Here is a 23,877-nt window from a genome sequence, read left to right on the forward strand (position 1 = left end):
CGATATGCGTTTTGCCGTTCTCGGCAGCGGTAGCCAAGGGAACGGCACGCTGATCGCCAGTGCTGATACGTACGTGCTGGTGGATTGTGGTTTTTCCCTGCGGGAAACCGAAAGACGTCTTTTGCGCCTGGGTGTTCACCCGGCGCAACTGAGCGCGATACTCGTGACCCACGAACATGCCGACCACGTGCATGGCGTGGGTTTGCTGTCTCGGCGCTACAATCTGCCGGTCTACCTCAGTCGCGGCACGTTGCGCGGGATGCGCAAACCGCTTGAACCCGCTGGCTTTCTGGCCGGCGGCGAGCAACTGCAGATCGGCGCACTGAACGTCGGGGTCATTGCCGTGGCCCATGACGCGCAGGAGCCGACCCAGTACGTTTTCAGCGATCATGAACAGCGGCGCTTCGGCCTGTTGACCGACCTGGGATCGTTCTGCGAGCGGGTGCTGGATGGCTATCGGGACCTCGATGCATTGATGATCGAGTCGAACCATTGTCGCGACATGCTGGCCCGTGGTCACTACCCGTACTTTCTCAAGCAACGGGTGGGCGGCGAACGCGGACATCTGAACAACCATCAGGCGGCATTCCTGGTGGCCGAGTTGGGCTGGCAGGGTTTGCAACACCTGGTGCTGGCCCATCTGAGCAGCAAGAACAACCTGCCGCAGCTGGCCCGGCAATGTTTTGTCGACACCCTCGGGTGCGACCCGGACTGGCTGCAACTGGCCGATCAAGATTCAGGGCTCGACTGGCGCCACATCGCCTAGCCCACCTACTTAGCAAGCGGAGCCCATCATGGAAAAACGTGAAGAACTCTACCGCGGCAAAGCCAAATCGGTTTACAAGACCGACGACGCTGACCGCTTGATCCTGCTGTTTCGCAACGACACTTCGGCGTTCGACGGCAAGCGCATCGAACAGCTCGATCGCAAAGGTATGGTGAACAACAAGTTCAACGCTTTCATCATGCAAAAGCTCGAAGCGGCCGGCGTGCCGACCCAGTTCGACAAACTGCTGGGCGACAACGAATGCCTGGTGAAGAAGCTCGACATGATCCCGGTCGAATGCGTCGTGCGTAACTATGCCGCCGGCAGCCTGGTCAAGCGTCTGGGCGTCGAGGAGGGCATGAAGCTCAACCCGTACACCTTCGAACTGTTCTTGAAGGACGACGCCAAGGGCGACCCGTTCATCAACGAATCCCACGTCGTGGCGTTCGGTTGGGGCACCGCCGAGCAACTGTCGCGCATGAAGGAACTGTCGCTCAAGGTCAACGAAGTCCTGAGCAAACTGTTCGACGACGCCGGCCTGCTGCTGGTCGATTTCAAGCTTGAGTTCGGCGTGTTCAGCGACGGCTCCATCGTCCTCGGCGACGAGTTCAGCCCGGACGGCTGCCGTCTGTGGGACAAGGACACCAAGAAGAAGATGGACAAGGACCGCTTCCGCCAAGGCCTCGGTGATGTCATCGAAGCCTACGAAGAAGTCGCCGCTCGTCTGGGCGTACTGCTTTAATCGACGCAAGCATCTGATAGCACGGAAAAAATTTCGTTTGGGGGGTTCGCAACCAACGAAAGTGTTGTTATGATGCGCGCCGTTGGAGAGATGCCAGAGTGGCCGAATGGGACGGATTCGAAATCCGTTGTACCTTCACCGGTACCTAGGGTTCGAATCCCTATCTCTCCGCCATTATTGAACAAGACGAAGCTCCCGTAATCATTGCTGATTACGGGGGCTTTTTCGTTTCTGGCGTTTTGTTCGTTGCGCTTTTCGGGTACAACCTGCCGACTGCATAAAAGGAACAGCTCGATGAGTGAAGTTCAGCCGTTGGCGGGTGATGACGACGTTAGGCCGCAGGCCGTGAGTCTGCGCGAGGCGTTCTGGTTCTGGTTGAAGCTGGGCTTCATCAGTTTCGGCGGGCCGGCCGGTCAGATTTCGATCATGCACCAGGAGTTGGTCGAGCGGCGGCGCTGGATTTCCGAGCGGCGTTTTCTGCATGCCTTGAACTATTGCATGTTGCTGCCCGGGCCTGAGGCGCAGCAGTTGGCGACTTACATTGGCTGGCTGATGCATCGGAGCTGGGGCGGGATTGTGGCCGGGGCGTTGTTTGTGTTGCCTTCGCTGTTCATCCTGATTTTCCTGTCGTGGCTCTATATCGCCTTCGGTGAAGTGCCGGTGGTCGCCGGGCTGTTTTACGGGATCAAGCCTGCGGTGACGGCCATTGTCGTGCAGGCGGCGCATCGCATCGGTTCGCGGGCGCTGAAGAACAATTGGCTGTGGGCGATTGCGGCAGCGTCGTTTACCGCGATCTTTGCGTTCAATGTGCCGTTCCCGTTGATCGTGCTGGGTGCGGCGGTGATTGGCTATTTCGGCGGTCGACTGGCACCGGAGAAATTCAGGGCCGGCGGGCATAGCGCAGCGAAGAAGTCTTTCGGCGCGGCGTTGATTGACGACGACACGCCAACCCCGGCCCATGCCCGTTTCAGCTGGACGAAACTGGCCTTGATCGCCGTGATCGGTGCCGCGCTTTGGGCGTTGCCGATGGGAGTATTGACCGCGCTATTCGGCTGGCAGGGCACACTGACGCAGATGAGCTGGTTCTTCACCAAGGCAGCGCTGCTCACCTTCGGTGGAGCTTATGCGGTGCTGCCCTATGTCTATCAAGGTGCGGTCGGTCACTACGGCTGGCTGACCCCGACGCAGATGATCGACGGCTTGGCGCTGGGCGAAACCACACCGGGGCCGCTGATCATGGTGGTGGCGTTTGTCGGTTTTGTCGGCGCTTATGTGACGCAGGTGTTCGGCGCCGATCAGGTGTTTCTCGCCGGAGCGGTCGCTGCCGCAATGGTGACGTGGTTCACCTTTCTGCCTTCCTTCCTGTTCATCCTCGCCGGCGGCCCGCTGGTGGAGTCGACGCACGACGAACTCAAATTCACCGCCCCACTGACCGCGATCACCGCTGCGGTGGTTGGCGTGATTCTCAATCTGGCGTGTTTCTTCGGCTACCACGTGCTCTGGCCGCAAGGCTTCAGCGGCAGCCTGGATTGGCCATCGGCGTTGATTGCGCTTGCCGCGGCCATTGCCCTGTTTCGCTTCAAGCGCGGCGTGATTCAGGTGTTGCTGGGCTGTGCGTTGGTTGGGTTGGTGGTGCATTTGCTGCGTTAGTGATCGCGGCGCCGGAAATCGAATCGCGCGCTGGAGACTCGACTCCGGCCATAAGTTCCGGTCATTCCAGTGCGAATATCCCCAGCGGTACAGCCCGTTTCGCTTGTTCGCGCGGTTCAAACCATTTGTCCTGTCGCCGCAAATTTTTTGAAATTTCCGCAACGACAATGCTTCACAAAAGGGTAGGCAAACTTTTACCCAGAACTTGCCACGCTTACCCGACTGAGGAGATTTGTCATGTTTCTACATAACAAGCGACTTCAATACACCGTTCGTGTCGCCGAGCCCAATCCGGGGCTGGCCAATCTGTTGCTCGAGCAGTTTGGCGGCGCACAAGGTGAACTGGCGGCGGCTTCGCGCTATTTCACTCAAGCCCTGGCCGAGGACGATCCGGGACGCAAGGACTTGCTGATGGATATCGCCACTGAAGAACTCAGCCATTTGGAAATCATTGGCTCGATCATCGTCATGCTCAACAAGGGCGCGAAAGGCCGGATGGCCGAAGGCGTCGAGCAGGAGGGCGAGTTGTATCGCTCGCTCAATGGCAACGGCAATGACTCGCACATCACCAGCCTGCTCTACGGTGCCGGTTCGCCGCTGACCAACTCTGCCGGTGTGCCCTGGACGGCGGCGTACGTCGATACCATCGGTGAGCCGACCGCCGACATGCGCTCCAATATTGCTGCTGAAGCACGGGCGAAGATCGTCTATGAGCGCTTGATGAACGTGACTGACGATCCCGGCGTAAAAGAGGCGCTGGGCTTTCTGATGACCCGTGAGATCGCCCACCAGTTGTCGTTCGAAAAAGCCCTGCATTCGATTCAGCCAAACTTCCCGCAAGGCAAGCTGCCCGGCATGCCTGAGTTCACCAACGTCTACTTCAACATGTCGCAAGGTACCGAAAGCATGCGCGGCCCGTGGAATCAGGGCGACGATTGGGAGTTCGTCGAAAACCCGACGCCGGCGGTCGACGGCGGCGATGGCCTGGCCACCGTGCAACTGGACAGCGCCGACGAAGCGCTGCTGGAAAACATGAAGATGCGCACCATGTCCGACCCCAACAGCGAGCCGGTCACCGGTGCGGATCTGGGCTCCGGCGCGCAGGCCAAGCCTGGTTTATAAGGCACGTGGGGCGCGCCGGACATCAGGCGGCGCGCCCCGGTTGATCACTGTGAAATCATCAAGAAGAGGACTCGACATGGCTACTCCACAGGAAAACCTGCTCGACTGGCTGCGTGATGCCCATGCCATGGAGCAACAGGCCGAGCAAATGCTCAAGGCACAATCCAAGCGTCTGGAACATTACCCGCAGCTCAAGGCGCGCATCGATCAGCACATCGAAGAAACCCTCGGTCAGCAGAAACTCATCGACGAATGCCTGCAACGTCTGGGCGGTGAATCCTCGACGATGAAAGACCTGGGCGGCAAATTGATGGCGTTCGGTCAGGCTGTTGGCGGCTCCTTGATGAGCGATGAAGTGATCAAGGGCGCCATGGCCGGCTACGTTTTCGAAAACATGGAGGTCGCCAGCTATACCGTGCTGATCGCAGCGGCGAAAGCGGCGGGGGACACGCAGACGCAGAAGGCCTGCGAACAGATTCTGCCGCAGGAAGTGGCCATGGCTGAATGGCTGCTCAAGCATTTGCCGCAACTGACCGACGCGTTTCTCGAACGCTCGGCGGATCCGGACAAAGAAGCCAAGAAGTAACCATGCCCACCGGCGTCCGCCTGCCAGACGGGCGGACGCGCTATCAAATTACGGTGCGACCTGCAGCGGCTTGCGCTCGATCTCCACCGGTTGCAAATGACCCAGCCGATCCAAGTGATAGCGCTGTAGATCCCGCGCGAGAATCAGTTGGCCGTCATACAGCGCCGCCGCTTCACTGCGCACATCTTCGATGGATGGACTCAGCGCCGGGTTGGTCTGATAGCGTGCGCTGAAGTGCGTCAACACCAGATTGCGCACCCCAGCGGATTCGGCGAAAACGGCGACAGCGGCGGCGCTGCTGTGGCCGTAACTGGCACGAGCGCGGTCGATTGCTGCCTGCACGAATGTCGCTTCATGCACCAACACATCCGTCGATTGCGCCACTTCTGCCAGCAGTGCCGGCCGATCGTTGTCGCCGCAGACGATGATGCGCCGATCAGGTCGCGCGCTCAGCAGATAGTCGCGAGCGTGCAGCATCCGCCCGTCAACCTCCACGTCCTGACCATGGGCCAACTGACCCCAGAGCGGGCCGCGTTCGATGCCTTCAGCGTCGAGTCGCTGCACGTCGAGACGCGGTTCCGGATCGGACTCGGTAAATACATAACCGTGACACGGCACGCGGTGGGACAACTCGACGGTCTGCACCAGAACGTTGAGGTTGCGCCATTCGGTAAGCGTTTCCACAGCGTGCAGGTTGATCTCGAAGGGCAGATGCGATTGCGTCACCTCAAGGCTCATTCTCAGCCACGGATGCAGCGCCGCCGGCAGAATAATGTCCAGCGGCCGCGTGCGTCCGGACATGCCGGTGCTCGCCAGCAGACCCGGCAAGCCCAGGCAGTGATCGGCGTGCACATGAGTGATGAAAATCGCCCGCAATTCACTCAGTGACAGCGGCGTGCGCAGCACCTGATGCTGGGTGCCTTCACCGCAATCGATCAGATACCAGCCCTTGCCGGCAGAGGCGATCAATGCTGTTGCGCTGACGTTGCGCTGGCGGGTCGGCACGCCGGCAGACGTGCCCAGAAACAACAAATCCACGGTGGTTCTCCTGGCGGATCGGATTTCAGATATTGCGTGCAGTTCTCGGTGAGCTTTCGACAACCAGCGAGGCGATTCGGATCCATCGATGGACTGCGACAATTCATCGGACACCCGCGCTGTCGGCTTCTGGCCTTGGCACTTCGCTCGCTGATGATGGTCACAGCGAAACGGAGTCACTTAGCGGAGGTCAACTTGCCCAGAAAATCCAGGCCGATCGTCGACCGCGCCGATGCGGCGACCCTTTCGCAAGAACGCAAAGATGTGTTTTTCGCGGCGGTGCAGGTCAGCCGCATGGCCATGATTGTCACCGATCCAGCGCAGCCCGACGATCCCATCATTTTTGCCAACAATGCGTTTCTTGAACTCAGCGGCTACGAGCTGGAAGAAGTGCTCGGGCGCAACTGCAGGTTTCTGCAAGGCGAGCAGACTGATCGTTCCGTCTTGCAACAGGTCAAGCAAGCGCTCAAACATCAACACGAAACCTGCGTGGAGGTACTCAACTATCGCAAGGATGGCTCGTCGTTCTGGAACGAGCTGTTTATCGCGCCACTATTCAACGAGCGCGGGCAACTGGTGTATTTCTTCGCCTCGCAAATGGACGTCAGCCGCCGACGCGACGCCGAGGACGGCCTGCGCTACAGCGAGAACATGGAAGCGCTGGACCAGTTGACCGGTGGCATCGCCCACGATTTCAACAATCTGTTGCAAGTGATGATCGGCTACATCGAGCTGATCCAGCACACCGCCAAGCGGCCGAGCATTGATCCGCAACGCATCGTGGTCGGCGCCGGCCACGCTCGCGCGGCGGCGGAAAAAGCACGTTTGCTGACCCAGCATCTGCTGGCATTCTCCCGCCGACAACGGCTCGAAGGCCGGGTGATCAATCTCAATGCCTTGCTTGAGCGCTCTCCGTTGCCGTCGCATGAATCCGCCGATCTGGAACCGCGATTCGAACTGGCCGAGGACTTGTGGAACTGCCGGCTCGACCCGGCGCAGGCCGAGATGGCACTGAATCATCTGCTGTCCAATGCCCGCGATGCGTTGGGGCAGCAGCAACAGCCGGTGATCACCGTGCAGACCCGCAACGTCGTTGTCCCGGATGCCACGGATCCACATCAGGGCGGACTGGCGGCGGGGCGTTACGTCTGCATCGCGATCGCCGATAACGGCGTGGGCATTGCCGCTGACGATCTCGACAAGGTCATGGAGCCGTTCTACACCACGAAAGAGGAAGGAAGCGGCGCTGGCCTCGGGCTATCGATGGTCTACGGCTTCGTCAAGCAATCCGGCGGTGTGGTCAAAATCGAATCGACACCGGGGCTCGGCACCACGGTGCGCCTGTTCTTCCCGGCGGATGACAGTCAGCTATCGGCACCTGGCTCCGCTGAAACCGCAGAAAATCTCAAGGGCACGGAGCGCATCCTGATCGTCGAGGATCGCGCCGAAGTTGCTGAACTGGCGCGCTTCGTACTGTCCGAACAGGGTTACCGCACCACCATCGCTGCAGACGCGAGCGAGGCACTGGCGATGTTGCAGAGTAGCGACTTTGAGCTGGTCTTCACCGATCTGGTCATGCCCGGTGAGATGAACGGGCTGGCACTGGCGCGGGAAATCAGCCAGCGCTATCCGGCCATGCAGATCCTGCTGACGACCGGCTACTGCGCGGACGAGTCGACGCCCAATGAGTTGGCTGACAATGAGTTCGAATTGATCGCCAAGCCCTACGCGCCGGTGGATCTGCTGCGCAAGCTGCGCTCGATGCTCGGCTGAAAAAACGAACTGTCAGTGAACGTTCGGCGTCCATCCTTAAGACCACATTGAGCAACCAGTGAGGGGACTATCCCCGAGGAGATGTTTGCTATGAGTGATTATCCGATGGACGAAACCGATTCCGATCACCGCAACCGCCAGTTCGGCCAGGCGCTGGGGCTGGATGCTGACGAGGTGGAGTCGTGGGTCAGTGCAATCGAAGAGGACGGCAGCGGCATGGGCTACGTCGTGCATTTTTCCAGCGAAACGCCGGTGGACGTACTGGCCAAGGTGCAAGGGCTGGGCGATGACCTGATGATCAATATCGGGCCGATCGACTGAGCATCAGGGAGAACGGTTCATGCAGGAGCAACCTTTGGTGGTGATAAGCGGCGCCAGTGCTGGCGTGGGGCGCGCGGTGGCTCATCGATTTGCCGCTGGGGGCTACCGCATTGGCCTGTTGGCGCGTGATCCGGCGGGACTGGCCGCCACGCAGGAGGAGCTGCAAGCGTATGGCGTTCAGGTTGAAACCGTTAGCGTCGATGTCGCCGATGCGCTCGCCGTGCAAGAGGCCGCGCAGCAACTGGAAGCCACGCTTGGGCCGCTGGCGGTGTGGGTCAACGCGGCGATGGTCACGGTGCTCTCGCCGATAGAACAATTGTCCGCCGCCGAGATCGAGCGCGTCACTCAGGTGACCTATCTCGGTACGGTTCATGGCACCTTGGCGGCGCTGTCGTTGATGCGTCCGCGCAACAAGGGCCTGATCATCCAGGTCGGCTCGGCACTGGCCTATCGCGCCATTCCGTTGCAGGCCGCCTATTGCGGGGCGAAGTTCGCTGTACGCGGTTTTACTGATTCATTGCGCTGTGAGTTGCTGCATGAGCGCAGCCATATTCGCGTGTGCATGGTGCAATTGCCGGCGATCAATACCCCGCAGTTCGATTGGGCGCGCAACAAATTGCCCAAGCGTCCCCAACCGGTGCCACCGATTCACGACCCCGACGTAGCGGCACGGGCGATTTTCAGTGTGATAAAGCGTCCGCCGCGAGAGTTGTGGCTGGGGTGGTCGACGATCAAAGCGATTGTCGGCCAGTCGGTCATGCCCGGTCTGCTCGACCGTTTGATGGCGCGAAGTGCATGGTCCGGTCAGCAGACCAATGAGCCTGAAGACAACGAGCACCCGGACAACCTGTTCGAAGCGCAGCCGGATCGGCATCAGACCCGTGGCCGCTTTATCGGCCGCTCAAAGGACGCGGCGCTGGCCTTGACTTCGACTCAAGTGCTGGCGGTATCGGCAGTGATTGCCGTACTGGTGGGCGTGGTTCTATTACAGCTTTGATTGTTCCCCGTTATTCAGGGGTTGACGGATTTCAGTGCGCCAGCGGAGGGCTTGAGTTTTTCCTGCAGGTCGCGGGCAGTTTTTGCCTGTTTCTCGATGTCCGGCAACGCGGATTGGGCGAAAGCCTTTAGCTGCGGATTTTGTGATGACAGCGCTTCTTTCTTGAACAGCATCAGCTTTTGCTCAAGGGTTTCGGCCTGGCTGTCGATGTAAATGCGGTCGAAGGCGTCATCCCTTGATTCAAGGCGTAGCTGCTTGGCTTTGGATGCCACCGAGGGTTCGGTAGGAACCGCCATATGCTGGCTTTGCCCCAGCTGCCTGATTTGTTTATCGAAGCGCTCATGGTCGGCGATCATTTGTCTGGCGAACGCTTTGACTTCGGGCAAGGTTGCCTTTTCCAAAGCGATGCGCGAACTGTTGTGCTGGAACAGGCTTTGCTGTGCCGCCTCTTCGATGAAGGCGTCGATGGTGTCGGCACGGCTTGGCTGGACGCTCATAGCCAAGACCGCAAGGCAGATTGCGGCGAGTGATTTCATGGCGCGTAACCTCCGCAGCATCGATGGATGGTGGCGGCCCGGGATTGGCTCATGGCTGCTGATAATGGCCGGGGACGTTGTCGCCTTCGTCGGGCCTGGTGCGTTTCTGCACCTGGACGTCGCTCAGTGAAGCGGTCTTCAATTCGGCGAAAGCGGTCTTGATCAGGGTTTCAGCGAGACCCGGATCAAGGGTCTCGCCATCGTGGATCAGCGTGCGGCTTTGCGGCTGGTTGTCGACGATGAAACTGACGAGGTAGCGGTGCTCATGGGACATGGCTGAAATCCTTGGGTGCATGGCAGCAAAAATTGCAGTACATGCACCTTTGATGAACACCGCTGACAAGCATTCAAATAAACCCTTTGCAGGGCGACAGACGGTGCCGCTTTGCAGATGAACAGGACGTCGCTCAAATTTCCTTGATCGGCGTCTCGCCCTGTACGGCTTTGATCAGATTGATCACGTGCAGGCAATCAGCCTTGTTCACATACGATTCGCCACTGGCCACGGTCTCGTGGTTGCGCGCGCGCAGACGCCAGCGCCATTGGCCTTTGCCAGTGCTCGGGGTGCCTCGGGTTTGTCGGTAGATTTCGAAATACATGGGGTTCGCTCCCTGCGATGGATGTGCGCGCCAACCTGTGTGGCGCATCGACGCAAGCCTAGCGCAGCGGGTTTTTTTGGCTATCGCGGATTTGTTTCCAATCGTTCGCGGATGTTTCTGAAAGACCCTGCCCAGAGCGCCGCGACTGCCCGGCGAATTGGCCGATATGACGCCGTGTCATGCTTGCACGTGCGTGCCTGCTACTGCTTAATACGGGACGGCTCATGGCCTCGAAAAACTTTCGATGACCGACAAACTATAAAAAGAGCACTCCTTTGACTGAGCACGGAACGCAACAGGCCGGGCAGGTGACGTTGTCGCTGGTGATCCCCGTTTTCAACGAGGCCGACAGCCTCGACAGCTTTCTTTCGCGCATCGACGAGGTCTTTCAGGCGCAGGCGCTGATCGATCTTGAACTGGTCTTCATCAACGATGGCAGCACCGACACGACCCTTGAGTGCTTGCTTGAACGGCAGCGGCAAGACTCGCGTCTGCGCATCGTCGACCTGAGTCGCAACTTCGGTAAGGAAGCGGCATTGTCGGCCGGTCTGCAAATGGCGACCGGGCAGATCGTGGTGCCGATCGACGCCGATCTGCAGGACCCGCCGGAAGTTATTTTGCGAATGATCGAGCGCTGGCGTGAAGGTTACGAAGTGGTGCTCGGCCATCGCGTCAGCCGCCGCAGCGACACGTGGGCCAAGTCGACCTCGGCCCACTGGTTCTATCGCCTGCACAACCGCATCGCCGAACAGCCGTTGCCGGAAAACGTCGGCGACTTCCGCTTGATGGATCGCTGCGTGGTCGATGCCTTGCTGACCCTGCCTGAGTCGCGGCGCTTCATGAAAGGCCTGTTCGCCTGGGTCGGTTTCCGCACCACTCATGTCGACTACGAGCGCCCCGAGCGCGTGGCCGGGCAAAGCAAGTTCAATGGCTGGCGGCTGTGGAACTTCGCGCTCGAAGGCATCACCAGTTTCTGCACCGAACCGCTGCGGGTCTGGACCTACCTGGGAGCGACGGTTTCGCTGGTGTCGTTTGCGTTCGCCATGTTCATTGTCCTGCGCACACTGATCCACGGCGTCGACTTGCCCGGTTATGCCTCGCTGATGGTCGCGGTCACGTTCCTTGGCGGTTTGCAATTGATCGGCATTGGCGTACTCGGCGAATACCTCGGCCGCACCTATATCGAATCCAAACGCCGACCGGTTTTTCTGGTGCGTCGCGTCTACGACCCCAAGGACTGACAGATGGATCTCAAGGAAACCGACATCCTCGGCGACAGTATCGATGAGCATTGGTATTACTGCTGCAAAGCGGCGGCGACCCGGCGTTTGCTGGGTGACATGCCGATTCGGCGAATACTCGATGTCGGTGCCGGCTCGGGGTTTTTCTCGCACCATCTGCTGACCCACACCGACGCGCATGAAGCGTGGTGCGTCGACATCAGTTACCCCGCCGATTCGAGCGCCACCAGCGCGGGCAAACCGGTGCATTACCGACGCAGCATCGACAGCATTGATGCCGATCTGGTGTTACTGATGGATGTGCTCGAGCATGTCGACGACGACCTCGGCCTGCTCAAAAGCTATGTCGATAAAGTGCCTTCGGGCAGTCGTTTTCTGATGACGGTGCCAGCGTTCCAGTTTCTCTGGAGCGGTCATGATGATTTTCTCGAGCACAAGCGCCGCTACACCCTCGCGCAATTCGAAACCCTGGCGGGCGATGCCGGTTTGACCGTGCAGCGCGGCGCCTACTATTTCGGTGCGGTGTTTCCTATCGCCGCTGCGTTGCGCCTGATGCCTCAAGGTTCGCCGACCGCACAGCCACAGTCGCAACTCAAGCGCCATCACCCGTGGGTCAACAGCGTGCTCAAGACCCTGTGCCGACTGGAGTTGCCGTTGATGGGCAGAAACCGGCTGGCCGGTTTGAGCGTCTTCGTGCTGGCGCAGAAACCGTGATCGGCAGTGATCGTTCAGCGTTGGTCCGCCGTGGTCTGCGCTTTGCCCTGACCGGGCTGTTCGTCACAGCGCTGCATGCGCTGGTGGCTGTGCTGTTCATCCGCTTCATCGCGCCCGAACCGCCGCTGGCCAATGGTTTCGCCTTTGCCGTGGCGACTGTTGTGTCTTATGTGATCAACACCACCTGGAGCTTTTCAGCTCGCCTGCACGGGCGCACGTTACTGCGCTTTGTGTCGGTCTCGGCGGGCGGTTTTCTATTGGCGATGCTGGTTGCCTGGGCGGCGCAAATGGCTGGGTTGCACTATCTGCTCGGGATCGGCGCCGTGGCCCTGACGGTGCCGGCATTTACTTTCGTTTTGCATAATTTCTGGACGTATCGATGAAGCTTTGCTCAACCTCTCGGGCCGCTGCGCTGTTGCCTGTGCTGCTAGGCATTCTCGCGTTTTTTATCGTGGTCGGCCCTCGGGCGTTGAACCCGATGAACATTGCCTGGCTGGGCGACGGCGACCCGGCCACCCACTACCAGGGTTGGGTGTTTTTCCGGCACTCGCCATGGAGCTTTCCGCTGGGGCTCAATCCGTCTTACGGACTGGAGTTGTCCAACGGCTTGATCTTTTCCGATTCCAATCCTCTGTTCGCCTTTTTGTTCAAGCCGTTCTCGGCGCTGTTGCCGGAGCCGTTTCAGTATTTCGGACTGTGGTTGCTGACCTGCTTCATTCTGCAGAGCTGGTTTGCCTGGAAACTGCTCGGCCTGGTGACCCGCGACGCGGTTGTGCGGTTGCTCGGCACCGGGCTGTTTTTATTCGTTCCGGCCATGCTGATCCGCATGAGCGTGCACCTGTCCCTGGGCGGGCATTTCATGTTGCTGGCTGCGCTTTATCTGGCGCTGCGGCCCTTCACGCCCAAGCGCTCTCTGGCCTGGGGAACGTTGCTGGCGGCGGCCGCGCTGATCCACGCCTATTTGCTGGCGATGATTGCGCTGATCTGGCTCGCTGATCTCGCAGCGCACACCCTGCGGCGACATTTGGCGCCGCGCAAAGCTGGGGCCGAACTGATCGGACTGTTTTTGCTGGTGAGTCTGTGCTGCTGGCAGGCGGGCTACTTCAACGTCGGCGACGACGGCCTGGCACTGATGGGCTACGGCCTGTTTCGGGCCAACGTGCTGAGCTTTTTCGACCCGGGAACCTGGTCGTTTGCCCTGCGCGACATGCCCGGTGTGTTGGGCGACGGTGACGGTTTTGCTTTCCTTGGTTTGGGTGTGGTGTTCCTGTTCATCTGCGCCTTCGCGGCATGGCTGCAACGCGGCACGGATGTTCACCTCAAGCCACGTCGCTACCCGCTGCTGTTGCTCGCGCTGGCAGGCCTGGCGCTGTTTGCGTTTTCCAACAACATCGGTGTCGGCCCATTCGAATTGCATATTCCGCTGCCGGATGCGGTGGTGGCAGTGGCGACAATTTTTCGCGGGTCGGGGCGGATGATCTGGCCGGTCATGTACATGGCGATTTTCGCCATCCTGTACGTGGTGATTCGCGGCCATACTTCGCGCACGGCGCGGGTTCTGCTGGGCATTGCCCTGTTGCTGCAAGTGGCGGATACGCGTTCCGGCTGGGGAGAGTCGCGCAATCTGTTCATGGCCGCGCCGGCGCCACAATGGCCGACGCCGCTGGTTGATCCGTTCTGGAATCAGGCAGCCCGCCATTATCAGGCGGTGCGCTGGCTGCGCCCGGAGAATTATCCGGAGCAGTGGCGAACGCTGGCCGAGTATGCGGGACGCCATCATCTGCCGACCAATGCGGTCTACCTCGGCCGCATGAGTATCAAGGCCACCGAGGCGGCCCAGGCTGTGGCCGACCAGATGGTCAGCTCTGGTCAATACGCCACCGATACGCTGTATGTACTCGATAGCCGCACTGTGCTGCCGGCCGCGCTGACCCTCAATCGCGAGACTGACGTACTCGCCAGAATCGACGGTTTGAACGTGCTGGCGCCCGGCTGGAAGCGTTGCGCCGATTGCCCGCCCATCGTGGCCGCCGATCCCCTTACGCTGATCTCGCCACTCAAGACGAACGAGCGCGTGACCTTCAACGTTACCAGCCTGGCGACGTTCTTCCTCGGCAGCGGATGGTCGAAAAGTGAACCCTGGGGCACTTGGTCCGAGGGCAGTGAATCGCAAATCATTCTGCGGCCCGAGGCCCCGGTGAAGTCATTTGTGCTGGAAGCCAATGCTTTGATTGCGCCGTCGCATACCGAACAGGGGCTGGAGGTCATCGTCAATGATGTGGCGGTGCTCTCCACCCGTTTGCTCAAGGCCGAAGCGAACGTTGTCAGCGTGGATCTTCCAGCGGAAGTCCAGCAGCGCATCGAACGTGAAGGCGTGCTGGTGATTCGTTTCCAGCACGCCGATGCCGTCAGCCCGAGAGCGCTGGGCATGGGACTCGATCCGCGCAAGCTGGCCATTGGCATTCGAGCGTTGACGCTTCATTGACCCGGCAGTGGCAGTTTGGCGCAGCGGCCCATAGACGCGGTTCATGGGCCTTTCTACACTGCCGCTATTCCGGGAGCAGGGGCAATGGATGAACCGCAATGAACTACGCAAGGCCGACATCAACCTGATGGTGGTGTTCGAGACCCTGATGCTCGAACGCAACGTGACCCGCGCGGCGGAGAAGCTGTTCCTCGGCCAGCCGACCATCAGTTCGGCACTCAACCGTTTGCGCACGATGCTCAATGATCCGCTGTTCATCCGCGTCGGCCATCGCATGGAGCCGACGGCCCGCGCCGAAGACATTTACCGCCATCTCAAACCGGCACTGGATTCACTGTCGGCTGCGCTGAGCCTGACCCGCGATTTCGATCCCGCCACCAGCACCATGACCTTTCGCATCGGCCTGTCCGACGACGTCGAATTCGGCCTGCTGCCGCCGCTGTTGCGCGCGCTGCGCCAGGAAGCACCGAGCGTGGTGTTCGTGGTGCAGCATGTCGATTACTGGCGCATTCCCGACCTGTTGGCCGCCGGCGATATCACCGTCGGCATCAGCCAGACCCGCGGCCTGCCGGCCAACGCCAAACGCAAACTGCTGCGGCACATTCAGCCGAGCATCCTGCGCGCCGATGCCTCTGACACGCCGCTGACCCTCGACGAATATTGCGCTCGCCCGCATGTGCTGGTGTCACACACGGCCAATGTCAGCGGTTACGCCGATGAGTGGCTGGCGGAACTGGGGCGCACGCGGCAGGTGGTGTTGTCGGTACCGCAGTACAGCGCATTGCCGGCGTTGCTGGCCGGCACCGACCTGATCGCCAGCCTGCCGGATTACACCGCAGCGGCGATGGCGGCGTCGGGGGCGCTGTTCCAGGAACCGTTTCCGTTCAAGACGCCGACACTGGACCTGTCGATGGTCTGGCTCAGCCACGTCGACAGCGACCCTGCCGAACGCTGGCTGCGCTCGCGGCTCGAAGCGTTCATGAGTGAACGGCCAGCTGAGCACTACGATCCCTTGTAGGAGCTGCCGCAGGCTGCGATCTTTTGATCTTGATTGTGAAAAACACAAAATCAAAAGCTCGCAGCCTCGTTTCACTCGACAGCTCCTACAGGGAATGCGTTGAGCCGACTGTGTTATATGTACGCCCCCCGCATCCGCCGACTGGAGATCCGCAATGCCACACCTGCACATGGAATACACCGCCAACCTGACGCAGTTGAACGCTGACATCGCCCTGATCCGGCTCAACAACACGCTGGTCGGTTCCGGTCAGTTCGGCGCAGAGTTCGACATCAAGAGCCGCGCGATCAAGATCGACAACTTCAAGGTCGGCACGGCGCAGGGCGAGCGCGCCTTCGTCCATGTGAAATTGGCCTTGCTCAGCGGGCGCTCGGCGGAGATCAAGAAGCAGCTCTCGCAAAGCCTGTTGGCGGTGTTGCAGGAACTCTGCGAATGGCCGGCCGGGCTCGAAGTGCAACTGTGTGTCGAACTGCTCGACATCGATCGCGAGTCCTACAGCAAAGCCGCGATCGGCGTCTGACGCTCAGGCGTTTTCCAGCTCGCTGCATACCTGAATCACCTGCTCGCGCAGCCAGACGTTGGCGCTGTCCTGATCGGCGTTCTGGCTCCACTGCATGTCGAGGGTGAAACCCGGCAAGCCATTGGGCGCCTCGCAGTGGTTGAACACCGCGTCGTTGGTCAGCAAACGCTGGATACGCCGGGGCAGGGTGAGGATGAAATCGGTGCCGGTGATCATCTTCAACGCGGCGCTGTAGCTGTTCGAGCGCGCGACGATCTGGCGTTTCTGCGCTTGCCGTGCCAGCCAGCCGTCGACCATGTTGGTGCTTGAAGTCCACGGCGTCGGGAACACATGCCGACGTTCGGTGAATGCTTGCAGGCTCAGGCGCGGTTCGAGTGGGGTGGCGCGTTTGTCGAAGACGCAGACCAGGTCATCTTCCAGCAACATCCGTGATTTCAGATCCGCATGCTGGCGGTGAAAGTGCGGGCCGAAACTGATCACCAGATCGAGGCTGCCGTCGCGCAACTCTTCGGCCGGCACATCGGTTTCAAACTTGTGCATGTTGACCATCACCGGCAAGTCATCGAAGTCGAAGCGCTTCAACAGGCGCGGCAGAATCAGTTGTTCGAAGTATTCCGGTGCGCAAATGTTGAAAGTCACCGCCTGCCGGCTCGGGTCGAAGGCCGGGGCACCGGCGTGGCAGAGGTTGATGCTTTCGATGATTTTCTGCACATGGCCGTACATGCTGCAGGCCTTGTAGGTCGGGCGCATGCCGGTGCGGGTGTTGATGAACAGTTCGTCTTCGAAACTGGTGCGCAGTTTCTTCAGGCAATAACTGACGGTGGACTGGCTGACGAACAGGGTTTCCGAGACATCGGTGACACTGCTCTGCTCGTACACGGCGACGAATACCATCAAGTCCTGCATGTCGAGCTTGCGAAGCAAATTACTGTTCAGCATGAGTTCCGTCTCGCTGTGCCCCCTTGCGCAGAATTCGCGCAAACGTGTGCGTACGATCCTAACGGAACGATGGTGCCAGGAGAAACCCTTGTAGGACTTTTCACGGACACATGTGGGACAGAAACTTTTAGCAACACGACGTTGCCAATCTCGTGCGCAAAAGATGGCCAGAGGCCTCTAGCCCGGGCGAGGCAAGTGGCGCGCGTAGTGGCGAGGGTCGAAGCGCATCACCATCAGCAGCATGATCACCATCACCGCCGTCAACGCCCACCACGCGCCTTCGAAATTGCCCAGCCGATCGCGAATCATCCCTGCCAACAGCGGCGAGAGGCCGGCGATCAGATAACCGATCCCCTGTACAAACGCGGTCAGGCCACCGGCACGCTGCGGCTCGTCGCAATGATCCAGCGCTACGATCAGGCTCATCGGAAACAGACCGCCAATCCCCAGGCCCAACAGACAAGGCCACAGCAGGGCCAAATATTGCGGGACGAGTATCAGCCCGCAGAAACCGCCGATGATCAGCAACAGCAGAACCGCGACTATCCCACGTCGATCACGGCTGCGATTGGCGATCGCAGGCACTGCCAGGCCGGAAATGACCTCCATCGCTGTAAGAAAACCCAACAGCAGCCCGGCGTTCTGTTCACTCCAGCCTTTTTCCACGTAATACGGGGCGAGCCAGGCGAGGACACAGGTGTAGGACGCCGTACCGAGGCCAAAGAAAATCGCCAGCAGCCAGGCGCGAGGGCTTGTAATGAAAGACTCTCGCTTGGTCACTCTTGATATGGCTGGCGCGGGCTGTAAACACCAGACCAACCAAGCGAGCAACGCAAGCCCTGCCCAAACGGCCAACCCAACGCGCCAACTGCCGGCCTGTACCATCACCAGCGGCGCGAACGATGCGGCAATCGCGGCGCCGCCCATGATCGAAGTCACATAGATGCCCATGCACAACGCCACGTTATTCGCAAAGCGCGATTTGATCAGCGCCGGCATCAATGCCTGAATCAGGGCTATGCCAACGCCAGCCAGTATCGCGCTGACGATCAGCTCGACCGCAGAATCGATAAACAGCCGTGACACGCTCGCCAGCCCGATGACCAACAGCGACAGCAGCACCGTGCGTTGTTCGCCCAGACGCTGGCTGATGCCCAGGCCGAAGAACATCGCCAGCCCCATGGCCATGACCGGCAGCATCGTCAGCAAAGAGGCAAGCGTGAAGCTCAATGGGATATCGCTACGGATCGCCGACAGCAGCGGCCCGATGGCTGCCATTGAGGGGCGCAGATTAAGTGCGACAAGAATGATCGCGAGTATCAGCCAAGCGGCGGGGCGGGAGTGATTCATGAGCGGGCCTTTGAGTGCAGAGGCTGATGATTAGGCGTCGCGACGCGCGCATCGGCAAATCAGAAAATGCCGGGCCAGACTTAAAAACTCGATAACACCCCTGTCCCGATGTGGGAGCGAGCCTGCTCGCGAATGCGTTCCTCCAGACAAACAATTATTTGCTGACACTGCGCTTTCGCGAGCAGGCTCGCTCCCACAGAGGACATTGCGAAGTGCCTGAAACTGAATAAACCCTGAACCATTCTCAAATACTCGCAAACTTTCACGTTCGTACTCCGAGGCAACTAATCATTAGCATCTTTTTCACGAAAAATTGATCCATGCCTGCCTAAAGTTTGTCATGCCTCGGTGAATGAAGTTTTCACACTTGACGAGGCTCTTCTTTCAGGAACAGTCACTCATATGTTGAAGTTAAAAGCCGTGCACCCGGAATGGGTGACGTTGTTTGCCAGCGCCTTTTTGTTGCTCGGTTTCAATCTGGTGCTTTGGCAACATTTGTTCGAGATCACCGCCGCCGATGGCAAGGGCATCGCCATGCGCGTGGCCTTCGCTGTGATGATCTTTGCCGCGTTCAACATAGTCCTGACGTTATTCGCGTTCCGGCCATTGCTTAAACCACTATTGACCCTGTTGTTTTTAGTCAGCGCCGGCGTGGCTTATTTCATGAGCCAGTATGGCGTGATGATCGACGCCGGTATGTTGCGCAACTTTGCCGAGACCAACGTCACGGAAGTGCGCGATCTGCTCTCGTTGAAGTTGTTTGCTTATATTCTCTTGCTGGGTTTCCTGCCGTGTTTGTTGTTATGGAAAGTACCGGTCAATTATCGGCGCTGGCATCGTGAGTTGCTCAGCAAAGTTATTGTCAGTGTTGCCTCGGCAGCTGTGATCGGTGTTGTCGCATTGGCCAACTATCAAGGCTTGTCGTCGCTGTTTCGCAATCACCACGAAATTCGCCTGATGCTGGTGCCGAGCAATTACATCGGCGCATCCATTGGTTATCTGCAAGAGCAAGTCGTCTCGGCGCAGCAGCCGTTCATCAAGATCGGCGAAGATGCCCAGCGCAATCCCGACTTGCAGCTACAGCCACGCAAATCCCTCACGGTGCTGGTGGTGGGGGAGAGTGCGCGGGCGCAGAACTTCGGCATTCTGGGTTACGACCGAGACACCACGCCGCAACTGGACAAGGAAGCGGGGCTGATCGCTTTCACTGACGTGCATTCCTGCGGCACGGAAACCGCAGTCTCGGTACCGTGCATGTTCTCCAATATGGGCCGCAAGGATTACAACGCCAGCAAGGCCAGGAATGAAGAGGGCTTGCTCGACGTACTCAAGCGTGCCGGCATCGATGTGATCTGGCGCGATAACCAGTCCGGCTGCAAAGGCACTTGCGACCGCGTCACGGTGCAGGATGTCAGCAAGTTGCAGGACCCTGCGTTATGCGCCAACAGCGAATGTCGCGATGAAATTCTCCTGCAAGGCCTGCAAAGTTTCATCGATCATCTGGACAAGGACACCGTGCTGGTTCTGCACCAGATGGGCAGTCATGGCCCGGACTACTTCAAGCGGTATCCCAAGGAGTACGAACACTTCACTCCGGTCTGTGAAAGTAACGCGCTGAACAATTGCAGCCGCGAAAGTATCGTCAACGGTTACGACAATACGCTGGTGTACACCGACCATGTGCTGGCGAGCCTGATCGATGTGCTGCGCAGCAATCAGGACAAAGTCGACACCGCCATGCTCTATCTGTCGGACCACGGCGAATCGTTGGGCGAGTACAACCTGTTTCTGCACGGCACTCCGTACATGCTGGCGCCCGAGCAACAGAAGCATGTAGCGATGCTGGCGTGGTTCTCCGACAGCTATCAGAAGGCCTATTCGGTCGACACTCATTGCCTGCAACTGAGCCGGGACAAACCGCTGAGCCAGGACAATCTGTTCCACTCGATGCTCGGTCTGCTGGAAGTGCGCAGCAGCGTCTACCAGCCGGCGCTGGACATGTTCGCCGGTTGTCGCGGCGCGGTGATCGACGGCGTGTTGGCCAAGCAGTGAAGCGTTTCCTGCCCGTCGCGCCAATGCGACGGGCCTTTCTGTTTCTGCTGTCAGACTATTCTTGCTGACAGGCAAGACATTTCCTTACAGCTCTTGCCCTTCAAAGGCGCGTAAATCGTCGGTGGCGATATATACTGCGCGCCATTCTTCAAGGGAGAGCCGTGTGGCTATCGATATTCACTGGATTCGCGACAACGAAAGCCTCGCGCAGTTTTGCGCCGAGTGGCAGCAGCTGCCGTTCGTTGCCCTCGACACCGAATTCATGCGGGTCGACACCTTCTACCCGATTGCCGGCCTGTTGCAGATCGGCGACGGCAAACGCGCCTACCTGATCGATCCGCTGACCATCAACGCCTGGCAACCGCTGGCCGCGTTGCTGGAAAACCCGGCGGTGCTCAAAGTTCTGCACGCCTGCAGCGAAGACCTCGAGGTGCTGTTGCGCCTGACCGGCAGCCTGCCGGCACCGCTGTTCGACACGCAACTGGCCGCCGCTTACCTGAACCTCGGCTTTTCGATGGGCTACTCGCGTCTGGTGCAGGAAGTGCTCGGCATCGACCTGCCCAAGGGCGAAACCCGCTCCGACTGGTTGCAGCGCCCGCTGTCCGAAACCCAGATCAGCTATGCCGCCGAAGACGCCGTGCATCTGGCCGAGGTGTTCGTCGAGTTACGCCCCAAGCTGTCCGCCGACAAGTTCGCCTGGGTGCTGGAGGATGGCGCCGAACTGGTTGCCAACCTGCGCCGCGAGACCGATCCGTACGAGGTCTATCGCGAGGCGAAACTGGCGTGGAAGCTGTCCCGTGCGCAACTGGCCGTGCTGCGTGAGCTGTGCGCCTGGCGCGAAAAAGAAGCCCGCGCCCGCGACTTGCCGCGCAACCGCATCGTCCGGGAACACTCGCTGTGGCCCCTGGCCCGCACGCAGCCGGATAACCTCGCGGCGCTGGGCAAGATCGAAGACATGCACCCGCGTACCGTACGTCAGGACGGGCAGTTTCTGCTTGATCTGATCAAGCGCTCTGGCAGTGTGGGGCCGGATCAATGGCCGCCGGCAGTGCCCGAGCCGTTGCCCATCGAAGCCGCTGCGCTGATCAAACAACTGCGCGCGCTGGGTCAGGCCGAGGCCGAACGCCTGGGTATTGCCCCGGAACTGATGCTGCGCAAGAAAACCCTCGAAGCGCTGGTCAAAAGCGGCTTCCCCGAGGGTCCTTACCAATTGCCCGATTCGCTGCGTGGCTGGCGCCGCGAATTGCTCGGCCAGAAGCTGCTCGACAGCCTGGCCACCGCCGGAGAACAGCCTTGAAACGTATTTGCTCCATCTACCAAAGCTCCAAGCGCAGCGGCATGTATCTCTACGTGCTCAAGAGCGATGCGCTCGAGCGCGTGCCGGATGCGCTGATGACGGCTTTCGGCAAAGCGAAGCATTCCTTCGATCTGGTGCTGTCGCCCGAGCGCAAGCTGGCCAGCGAAGACATCACCGTGGTTCTGGAAAACCTCGACAAGCAGGGCTATCACCTGCAAATGCCGCCGGCCGAGGACGAGTACATCGAGCACCTGCCCGAAGAGTTGCTGCGACGCAACGACCCGGTCTGACCCGCGAGGCCCTGTCCTGGGCCTCGGTTAACCCTGGAACTGTTTTTACCGCGATGGCCGGCCCCAACCCGGCGGCTGTCTGCACGGTTTGCGAAAGGTTTGAAGATGCGCGTTCTGATTGCTGAACACGACCACGCGATATATGCCCGCCTGCTGCGTCAGGCACTGCCCGAGCTTGAAGTACTGACCAGCGGCGACTCCGCCGAACTGGCGCGGCAGGCCGCCGATTGCCCGGTGTGGCTGGGCCAGCCGGATCTGCTCGCGACCCTGCTGCGCCAGGGCCATCAACCGCAATGGCTGCAATCGAACTGGGCCGGCATCACGCCGCTGCTCGCCGACGGCCTGCGCCGCGACTATCGCCTGACCCGCGCCGTGGGGATTTTCGGTCAGGTCATGGCCGAATATGTTTTGACCTACATCCTCGGCCACGAGCGCGAAGTGCTGGCGCGGCTGGTCAGCCAGGTCGAGCGCAAGTGGGACAACCGCAGCGGTCAGAGTCTGGTCGGGCGCAAGGTGCTGATCGTCGGCACCGGTGACATCGGCCAGAGCGTTGCGCAGTTTCTGCGGCCGTTCGGCGTCGAGCTGTACGGCATCGCCAGCAGTGCCCGCGAACAGGCGCCGTTTGTCGAAGTCGGCGCGCTGGCGGATCTGCCGCGATTGGTGGGCGAAGTGGATTACGTGGTCAATCTGCTGCCGAACACCGAACACACCCACGATATCTACGACGCGGCGCTGTTCAAGCAATTCAAACCGACCGGACTGTTCATCAACGCTGGACGCGGTGTGGCAGTGGTCGATGCCGATCTGGTTGAAGCTTTGAAGGAAGGGCACCTGGCCGGCGCGGTGATCGACGTCTGCCGTCAGGAACCATTGCCGCAACGCCATCCATTCTGGACCGCGTGGGGCTTGCTCCTGACCGGGCACAGCTCGGCACCGACCTCGCCGGCGCTGATGGTGGATTTGTTTGTGCAGAACCTGAAAGCGTACGAGGCGGGTGAGGCGTTGCGTGGGGAAGTGGATTTCACCCGCGGATATTGAGGTGTCATCAAAAGATCGCAGCCTTCGGCAGCTCCTACAGGGGAATGCATTCCAGATGTAGGAGCTGCCGAAGGCTGCGATCTTTCGCTTTTCAGAGAGAGGGTGAAATCGCCTTCAGCCACCAGATCGCTCAAGGGCGGCGCGAGGCAGTAGAACCATTGGGCGGCGCTGAGGCCGACAAGCGGATTTACCGGCAGTCGCCAGCGCTTGGCCCTTGCGTCCGCTGGCACTAGACTGGCGGCCTTTTCACCACCTTGATGTTGATGCTTGAGCCATGGCCGCCATAGTCGAACCGTTCTGGAAACGCAAAACCCTCGATCAACTCGATCACGAGGAATGGGAATCGCTGTGCGACGGCTGCGGTCTGTGCTGCCTGCAAAAGCTCGAGGATGAAGAAGACAACAGCGTCTATTACACGCGCATCGCCTGCAAACTGCTGGATCTGAAAACCTGCCAGTGCAGCGATTATCCGAACCGGATCAAGTTTGTCCCGGACTGCATCCAGCTCACGCCGGGTCAGGCGGAAGAATTCAAATGGCTGCCGCCAACCTGCGGTTATCGTCTGGTCAGCGAGGGCAAGGATCTGCCGTTATGGCATCACCTGGTGTGTGGCGACCGCGATGCGGTGCACCATGAACGGATTTCCCAGTCCGGGCGCATGCTCGCCGAAGGCAGCGTGCCGGAGGATGACTGGGAAGATCATCTGATCTTTCGCGCGGGCTGATGAGGTGGTGGGTTGTTGAACCCGTAAAGATCAAAAGATCGCGGCCTTCGGCAGCTCCTATAATGGAAAACGTGATTCC

Annotated in this window: 25 protein-coding genes and 1 tRNA gene; 20 read left to right on the top strand and 6 right to left on the bottom strand. The window is 59.8% G+C overall.

What is annotated here, in order from left to right:
- Positions 1–4 precede the first annotated feature (4 nt).
- The 6 genes from D8U60_RS10710 to D8U60_RS10735 all read left to right on the top strand — a co-directional run bounded on the left by D8U60_RS10710 (position 5) and on the right by D8U60_RS10735 (position 4,866).
- A complete protein-coding gene (locus tag D8U60_RS10710) occupies positions 5–766 on the top strand; it encodes an MBL fold metallo-hydrolase (protein WP_130900097.1) in 762 nt (253 codons plus the stop codon).
- Positions 767–794: 28 nt separating this feature from the next.
- Positions 795–1,508, top strand: a complete 714-nt coding sequence (gene purC / locus D8U60_RS10715; protein WP_130900098.1) for a phosphoribosylaminoimidazolesuccinocarboxamide synthase — start codon at positions 795–797, stop codon at positions 1,506–1,508.
- A gap of 84 nt (positions 1,509–1,592) precedes the next feature.
- A tRNA-Ser gene (locus D8U60_RS10720) sits at positions 1,593–1,682 on the top strand.
- Positions 1,683–1,802: 120 nt separating this feature from the next.
- Positions 1,803–3,158, top strand: a complete 1,356-nt coding sequence (gene chrA / locus D8U60_RS10725; protein WP_130900099.1) for a chromate efflux transporter — start codon at positions 1,803–1,805, stop codon at positions 3,156–3,158.
- A 237-nt stretch (positions 3,159–3,395) separates the two neighbouring features.
- Entirely contained in the window at positions 3,396–4,280 is an 885-nt protein-coding gene (locus D8U60_RS10730; protein ID WP_130900100.1) for a manganese catalase family protein, read from the top strand.
- A 76-nt stretch (positions 4,281–4,356) separates the two neighbouring features.
- Positions 4,357–4,866: a DUF892 family protein gene (locus D8U60_RS10735; RefSeq protein WP_024012005.1), complete on the top strand. Its 510-nt coding sequence runs from the start codon at positions 4,357–4,359 to the stop codon at positions 4,864–4,866.
- A gap of 48 nt (positions 4,867–4,914) precedes the next feature.
- Here D8U60_RS10735 and D8U60_RS10740 read toward each other — a convergent pair whose 3' ends face one another.
- Complete coding sequence (locus D8U60_RS10740) at positions 4,915–5,904, bottom strand: ribonuclease Z (RefSeq protein ID WP_130900101.1); 990 nt, start codon at positions 5,902–5,904, stop codon at positions 4,915–4,917.
- A gap of 195 nt (positions 5,905–6,099) precedes the next feature.
- On the opposite strand from D8U60_RS10740, the gene D8U60_RS10745 reads away from it, so the two are divergent.
- The 3 genes from D8U60_RS10745 (at position 6,100) to D8U60_RS10755 (ending at position 8,995) form a co-directional block, all read left to right on the top strand.
- On the top strand, positions 6,100–7,677 hold the full coding sequence (locus D8U60_RS10745; RefSeq protein ID WP_241663535.1) for a histidine kinase famiy protein: 1,578 nt from the start codon (positions 6,100–6,102) through the stop codon (positions 7,675–7,677).
- Positions 7,678–7,767: 90 nt separating this feature from the next.
- Positions 7,768–7,998: a hypothetical protein gene (locus tag D8U60_RS10750; RefSeq protein ID WP_071174678.1), complete on the top strand. Its 231-nt coding sequence runs from the start codon at positions 7,768–7,770 to the stop codon at positions 7,996–7,998.
- A 19-nt stretch (positions 7,999–8,017) separates the two neighbouring features.
- Positions 8,018–8,995: an SDR family oxidoreductase gene (locus D8U60_RS10755; RefSeq protein WP_130900102.1), complete on the top strand. Its 978-nt coding sequence runs from the start codon at positions 8,018–8,020 to the stop codon at positions 8,993–8,995.
- A gap of 14 nt (positions 8,996–9,009) precedes the next feature.
- Here D8U60_RS10755 and D8U60_RS10760 read toward each other — a convergent pair whose 3' ends face one another.
- From D8U60_RS10760 to D8U60_RS10770, 3 genes are all read right to left on the bottom strand, one after another.
- Positions 9,010–9,531 (bottom strand): DUF4142 domain-containing protein, encoded by a 522-nt coding sequence (locus tag D8U60_RS10760; RefSeq protein WP_177435460.1) that lies wholly within the window; start codon positions 9,529–9,531, stop codon positions 9,010–9,012.
- 49 nt (positions 9,532–9,580) lie between these two features.
- Positions 9,581–9,805 (bottom strand): hypothetical protein, encoded by a 225-nt coding sequence (locus D8U60_RS10765; protein ID WP_122611711.1) that lies wholly within the window; start codon positions 9,803–9,805, stop codon positions 9,581–9,583.
- A 133-nt stretch (positions 9,806–9,938) separates the two neighbouring features.
- On the bottom strand, positions 9,939–10,130 hold the full coding sequence (locus tag D8U60_RS10770) for a DUF1508 domain-containing protein (RefSeq protein WP_016771242.1): 192 nt from the start codon (positions 10,128–10,130) through the stop codon (positions 9,939–9,941).
- Positions 10,131–10,405: 275 nt separating this feature from the next.
- Here D8U60_RS10770 and D8U60_RS10775 point away from each other — a divergent pair, with 275 nt between their 5' ends.
- The 6 genes from D8U60_RS10775 to D8U60_RS10800 all read left to right on the top strand — a co-directional run bounded on the left by D8U60_RS10775 (position 10,406) and on the right by D8U60_RS10800 (position 16,108).
- A complete protein-coding gene (locus D8U60_RS10775) occupies positions 10,406–11,371 on the top strand; it encodes a glycosyltransferase family 2 protein (protein WP_130900104.1) in 966 nt (321 codons plus the stop codon).
- A gap of 3 nt (positions 11,372–11,374) precedes the next feature.
- The gene (locus D8U60_RS10780) at positions 11,375–12,085 is read left to right on the top strand and encodes a class I SAM-dependent methyltransferase (protein ID WP_130900105.1); all 711 of its coding nucleotides are present in this window, start codon (positions 11,375–11,377) and stop codon (positions 12,083–12,085) included.
- Positions 12,082–12,468, top strand: coding sequence for a GtrA family protein (locus D8U60_RS10785; protein ID WP_122611709.1), 387 nt, complete (start codon positions 12,082–12,084; stop codon positions 12,466–12,468). Before D8U60_RS10780 ends, D8U60_RS10785 begins: the two co-directional genes overlap by 4 nt.
- Positions 12,465–14,570, top strand: coding sequence for a DUF6311 domain-containing protein (locus tag D8U60_RS10790; protein WP_130900106.1), 2,106 nt, complete (start codon positions 12,465–12,467; stop codon positions 14,568–14,570). Before D8U60_RS10785 ends, D8U60_RS10790 begins: the two co-directional genes overlap by 4 nt.
- A gap of 88 nt (positions 14,571–14,658) precedes the next feature.
- On the top strand, positions 14,659–15,588 hold the full coding sequence (locus D8U60_RS10795) for a LysR substrate-binding domain-containing protein (protein WP_122700048.1): 930 nt from the start codon (positions 14,659–14,661) through the stop codon (positions 15,586–15,588).
- 154 nt (positions 15,589–15,742) lie between these two features.
- Positions 15,743–16,108 carry a 5-carboxymethyl-2-hydroxymuconate Delta-isomerase gene (locus D8U60_RS10800; protein ID WP_016771238.1) on the top strand — a complete coding sequence of 122 codons (366 nt, stop codon included), beginning with the start codon at positions 15,743–15,745 and terminating at the stop codon, positions 16,106–16,108.
- Between the two features lie 3 nt (positions 16,109–16,111).
- On the opposite strand, the gene D8U60_RS10805 is transcribed toward D8U60_RS10800, so the two are convergent.
- Positions 16,112–17,047, bottom strand: coding sequence for a LysR family transcriptional regulator (locus D8U60_RS10805; protein ID WP_073472928.1), 936 nt, complete (start codon positions 17,045–17,047; stop codon positions 16,112–16,114).
- Between the two features lie 177 nt (positions 17,048–17,224).
- Complete coding sequence (locus D8U60_RS10810; RefSeq protein WP_130900107.1) at positions 17,225–18,397, bottom strand: cyanate transporter; 1,173 nt, start codon at positions 18,395–18,397, stop codon at positions 17,225–17,227.
- Positions 18,398–18,799: 402 nt separating this feature from the next.
- Between D8U60_RS10810 and D8U60_RS10820 the strand changes: the two genes are divergently transcribed.
- From D8U60_RS10820 to D8U60_RS10840, 5 genes are all read left to right on the top strand, one after another.
- Entirely contained in the window at positions 18,800–20,449 is a 1,650-nt protein-coding gene (locus D8U60_RS10820) for a phosphoethanolamine--lipid A transferase (RefSeq protein ID WP_130900109.1), read from the top strand.
- 163 nt (positions 20,450–20,612) lie between these two features.
- Positions 20,613–21,746: a ribonuclease D gene (gene rnd / locus D8U60_RS10825; protein ID WP_071174688.1), complete on the top strand. Its 1,134-nt coding sequence runs from the start codon at positions 20,613–20,615 to the stop codon at positions 21,744–21,746.
- On the top strand, positions 21,743–22,036 hold the full coding sequence (locus tag D8U60_RS10830) for a YcgL domain-containing protein (protein ID WP_016771234.1): 294 nt from the start codon (positions 21,743–21,745) through the stop codon (positions 22,034–22,036). Before rnd ends, D8U60_RS10830 begins: the two co-directional genes overlap by 4 nt.
- A 105-nt stretch (positions 22,037–22,141) precedes the next feature.
- The gene (locus D8U60_RS10835) at positions 22,142–23,074 is read left to right on the top strand and encodes a D-2-hydroxyacid dehydrogenase (RefSeq protein ID WP_130900110.1); all 933 of its coding nucleotides are present in this window, start codon (positions 22,142–22,144) and stop codon (positions 23,072–23,074) included.
- Positions 23,075–23,348: 274 nt separating this feature from the next.
- Positions 23,349–23,798 carry a YcgN family cysteine cluster protein gene (locus tag D8U60_RS10840; protein ID WP_016771232.1) on the top strand — a complete coding sequence of 150 codons (450 nt, stop codon included), beginning with the start codon at positions 23,349–23,351 and terminating at the stop codon, positions 23,796–23,798.
- Positions 23,799–23,877: the final 79 nt, after the last annotated feature.

It is taken from the genome of Pseudomonas sp. Sample_11 (genome assembly GCF_004307505.1).
Lineage (GTDB): Bacteria > Pseudomonadota > Gammaproteobacteria > Pseudomonadales > Pseudomonadaceae > Aquipseudomonas > Aquipseudomonas atacamensis.

What these genes read in the sequence shown, in the direction of transcription:
- chrA (WP_130900099.1), top strand. Translation starts at nt 1,803, where the DNA reads ATGAGTGAAGTTCAGCCGTTGGCGGGTGATGACGACGTTAGGCCGCAG.
- D8U60_RS10795 (WP_122700048.1), top strand. Translation starts at nt 14,659, where the DNA reads ATGAACCGCAATGAACTACGCAAGGCCGACATCAACCTGATGGTGGTG.
- D8U60_RS10780 (WP_130900105.1), top strand. Translation starts at nt 11,375, where the DNA reads ATGGATCTCAAGGAAACCGACATCCTCGGCGACAGTATCGATGAGCAT.
- D8U60_RS10770 (WP_016771242.1), bottom strand. Translation starts at nt 10,130, where the DNA reads ATGTATTTCGAAATCTACCGACAAACCCGAGGCACCCCGAGCACTGGC.
- purC (WP_130900098.1), top strand. Translation starts at nt 795, where the DNA reads ATGGAAAAACGTGAAGAACTCTACCGCGGCAAAGCCAAATCGGTTTAC.
- D8U60_RS10710 (WP_130900097.1), top strand. Translation starts at nt 5, where the DNA reads ATGCGTTTTGCCGTTCTCGGCAGCGGTAGCCAAGGGAACGGCACGCTG.
- D8U60_RS10835 (WP_130900110.1), top strand. Translation starts at nt 22,142, where the DNA reads ATGCGCGTTCTGATTGCTGAACACGACCACGCGATATATGCCCGCCTG.
- D8U60_RS10730 (WP_130900100.1), top strand. Translation starts at nt 3,396, where the DNA reads ATGTTTCTACATAACAAGCGACTTCAATACACCGTTCGTGTCGCCGAG.
- D8U60_RS10790 (WP_130900106.1), top strand. Translation starts at nt 12,465, where the DNA reads ATGAAGCTTTGCTCAACCTCTCGGGCCGCTGCGCTGTTGCCTGTGCTG.
- D8U60_RS10820 (WP_130900109.1), top strand. Translation starts at nt 18,800, where the DNA reads ATGTTGAAGTTAAAAGCCGTGCACCCGGAATGGGTGACGTTGTTTGCC.
- D8U60_RS10755 (WP_130900102.1), top strand. Translation starts at nt 8,018, where the DNA reads ATGCAGGAGCAACCTTTGGTGGTGATAAGCGGCGCCAGTGCTGGCGTG.
- D8U60_RS10800 (WP_016771238.1), top strand. Translation starts at nt 15,743, where the DNA reads ATGCCACACCTGCACATGGAATACACCGCCAACCTGACGCAGTTGAAC.
- D8U60_RS10810 (WP_130900107.1), bottom strand. Translation starts at nt 18,397, where the DNA reads ATGAATCACTCCCGCCCCGCCGCTTGGCTGATACTCGCGATCATTCTT.
- D8U60_RS10805 (WP_073472928.1), bottom strand. Translation starts at nt 17,047, where the DNA reads ATGCTGAACAGTAATTTGCTTCGCAAGCTCGACATGCAGGACTTGATG.
- D8U60_RS10765 (WP_122611711.1), bottom strand. Translation starts at nt 9,805, where the DNA reads ATGTCCCATGAGCACCGCTACCTCGTCAGTTTCATCGTCGACAACCAG.
- D8U60_RS10750 (WP_071174678.1), top strand. Translation starts at nt 7,768, where the DNA reads ATGAGTGATTATCCGATGGACGAAACCGATTCCGATCACCGCAACCGC.
- D8U60_RS10840 (WP_016771232.1), top strand. Translation starts at nt 23,349, where the DNA reads ATGGCCGCCATAGTCGAACCGTTCTGGAAACGCAAAACCCTCGATCAA.
- D8U60_RS10760 (WP_177435460.1), bottom strand. Translation starts at nt 9,531, where the DNA reads ATGAAATCACTCGCCGCAATCTGCCTTGCGGTCTTGGCTATGAGCGTC.
- D8U60_RS10735 (WP_024012005.1), top strand. Translation starts at nt 4,357, where the DNA reads ATGGCTACTCCACAGGAAAACCTGCTCGACTGGCTGCGTGATGCCCAT.